This window comes from Amycolatopsis sp. NPDC004747 (assembly GCF_053601335.1).
Genome location: NZ_JBSGBQ010000078.1, coordinates 1 through 2,088 on the forward strand (window position 1 = coordinate 1; position 2,088 = coordinate 2,088).

The following is a 2,088-nucleotide window of genomic DNA, read 5'->3' on the forward strand; positions in this document are numbered from 1 at the left end:
CGGACCCAACGTCACTACCAGAACCCGAAGTTATTTTTCGGCGGCTCCCTGTCCACCTGCCCGAACTCCTCACCCTCGCCAAAGCCGTCGAGCAGTGGTGGGACGGCATCGAGACCTACCTGACCACCGGGATCACCAACGCCGCCTCCGAAGGCAACAACCGCCTCATCAAACTCGAAGCACGCAACGCCTTCGGCTTCAGAAACCGCGCCAACCAACGACTACGCTCACGCTGCGCCCGCCGGAGCCGACGACAGGCGCACCCCCACTAAATTTGAAGACCCGCATTACGTGATGACTCTTAGCTGAACCCGGATCCACCGGCTTGATTCCGGAGTGATCGGGAGTGTCATGAATCAGGTGTGATCCTCCCCGAAGGAGTCATCTGATGAGTACGACGACAGGTCACCTGGTTGAGACCGTGGACCGCGTGTCGCTTGCCGTGGCCGACGGCAGTGTTCAGGGTGCCGACGTGAAGTCGATGCCGGTGTGAGGTTCCCCCTGTCGGCTGGACAGCTTGATACTGGGACGGATAGTCCCGGAGGAAGCAGTCACAGGTAGTGAGCAAGAAGAGCAATACGAGTAAGCGGTACACGGCCGAGTTCAAGCGGGACGCGGTCGCCTTGGCGTTGTCCTCGGAGAAGACAGTCACCGAGGTTGCGAGGGATCTTGGCGTGAGTCCGGAAGGGCTGCGCGGGTGGGTGAAGCAAGCCAAGATCGACCGTGGTGAGGGGCCCGCCGGGGCTTTGACCACTGCGGAGCGCGAGGAGCTGGTCCGGCTGCGGCGGAAGGTCCGCGAGCAGGAGGCGACGATCGATGTGCTGGGAAAAGCGACCGCCTTCTTCGCTCAGGACAAGATGAGGTAGACACCGCGGCACGGTGTCACTTCATTGATGCGGAGAAGGCATCGGACGGTAATCCTGCAGGTCACAGCGTTTCGTTCCTGTGCCGTGTGCTGGGAGTGCCCCGTTCCACCTACTACGCGCACCGGGCGTCACGGCCGGCCCGGACGGTGCGGGAGCGGGCCGAGGAGGTGCTGGTGGGCGAGATCCGGGTGCTTCACGCCGGATCTCGCGGCGCCTACGGGGCCCCGCGGATCCACGCCGCTCTGCGGCGGGCCGGACGGGCGGTGAATTCCAAGAAGGTCGAGCGGCTGATGCGCAAGCACCGGATCGTCGGGATCACCCGCAGGCGGCGCGGGGGCCTGACCCGGCAGGCGAAGCGGGCGGTGTTCGCCCTCGACCTGATCGGCCGGGACTTCACCGCGCCCAGACCCGGGATGCGGCTCGTCGGCGACATGACCGAACTCGTCACGCTGGAAGGGAAGTTGTATCTGGCGACCTGTATCGATCTCGCGACGCGGGAGATGGTCGGATGGGCGATGGCCGATCACCACCGCGCCGAGCTGCCGGTCGCTGCCCTGCGGATGGCGGCCGGTCGCGGCGGCCTGGAGCACGGTTGTGTCATGCATACGGATCGCGGCAGCGAGTACACGAGTGACGAATTCCGCACCGAAATACGCAAGTTGCGCATGAGGCAGTCGATGGGGCGCGTCGGCTCTTGTTACGATAACGCCGCCGCGGAAAGCTGGTTCGCCATCCTGAAAGCGGAGATCGGGACAACCGTGTGGGAGACCCGCGAGGCTGCCCGGGCCGACGTTTTCCGCTATGTCGAGGTCGAGTACAACCGCAGCCGGCTCCGTCGGCACCCCGACTACGGGTACGTGACCCCACTCGAAACGAGATCCCTGCTCAGGCAGAACCTCACCTCAGCAGCGTAAACACCCGCTGTCCAGTGCGCGGGGGGAACTTCAGACTGCCCGCTGCAGGCCAAGGACGTGGCCCGCGCGCTGGGGCTGGAGATGGTGCCGACGAAGGTGGAGCCGGTGCGCGGCAAGCTGCGCAAGCTGGCCGAGCGCGGCTGGATCACTCGCACCCCCGCCGGGCGCTACCTGGCCCGGTAGCCCGCGCCGGCCAGGCCCGGGCCGTAACGCGCGTGCGCTCGGCGGTCCGCGCGCTCAGCGGTACCGACAGCCGGCTTCTCGACGACGAGGAGCTGCTGCGCATGGTGCTGCCCGCGATCCGTAAC

General features: G+C 66.0%; 4 protein-coding genes. All 4 read left to right on the forward strand.

Going from position 1 to position 2,088, the window contains the following annotated elements; genetic code table 11:
* Positions 1–272: transposase (locus tag ACWEGE_RS46935; RefSeq protein WP_449667007.1), on the forward strand; the 272-nt coding region annotated here is incomplete at its 5' end.
* Between the two features lie 288 nt (positions 273–560).
* Positions 561–866 carry a transposase gene (locus ACWEGE_RS46940; protein WP_449667008.1) on the forward strand — a complete coding sequence of 102 codons (306 nt, stop codon included), beginning with the start codon at positions 561–563 and terminating at the stop codon, positions 864–866.
* A 23-nt stretch (positions 867–889) separates the two neighbouring features.
* Positions 890–1,780 (forward strand): IS3 family transposase, encoded by an 891-nt coding sequence (locus ACWEGE_RS46945; protein ID WP_449667010.1) that lies wholly within the window; start codon positions 890–892, stop codon positions 1,778–1,780.
* A 57-nt stretch (positions 1,781–1,837) separates the two neighbouring features.
* The gene (locus ACWEGE_RS46950) at positions 1,838–1,963 is read left to right on the forward strand and encodes a hypothetical protein (RefSeq protein WP_449667009.1); all 126 of its coding nucleotides are present in this window, start codon (positions 1,838–1,840) and stop codon (positions 1,961–1,963) included.
* The last annotated feature ends 125 nt before the right edge of the window (positions 1,964–2,088 follow it).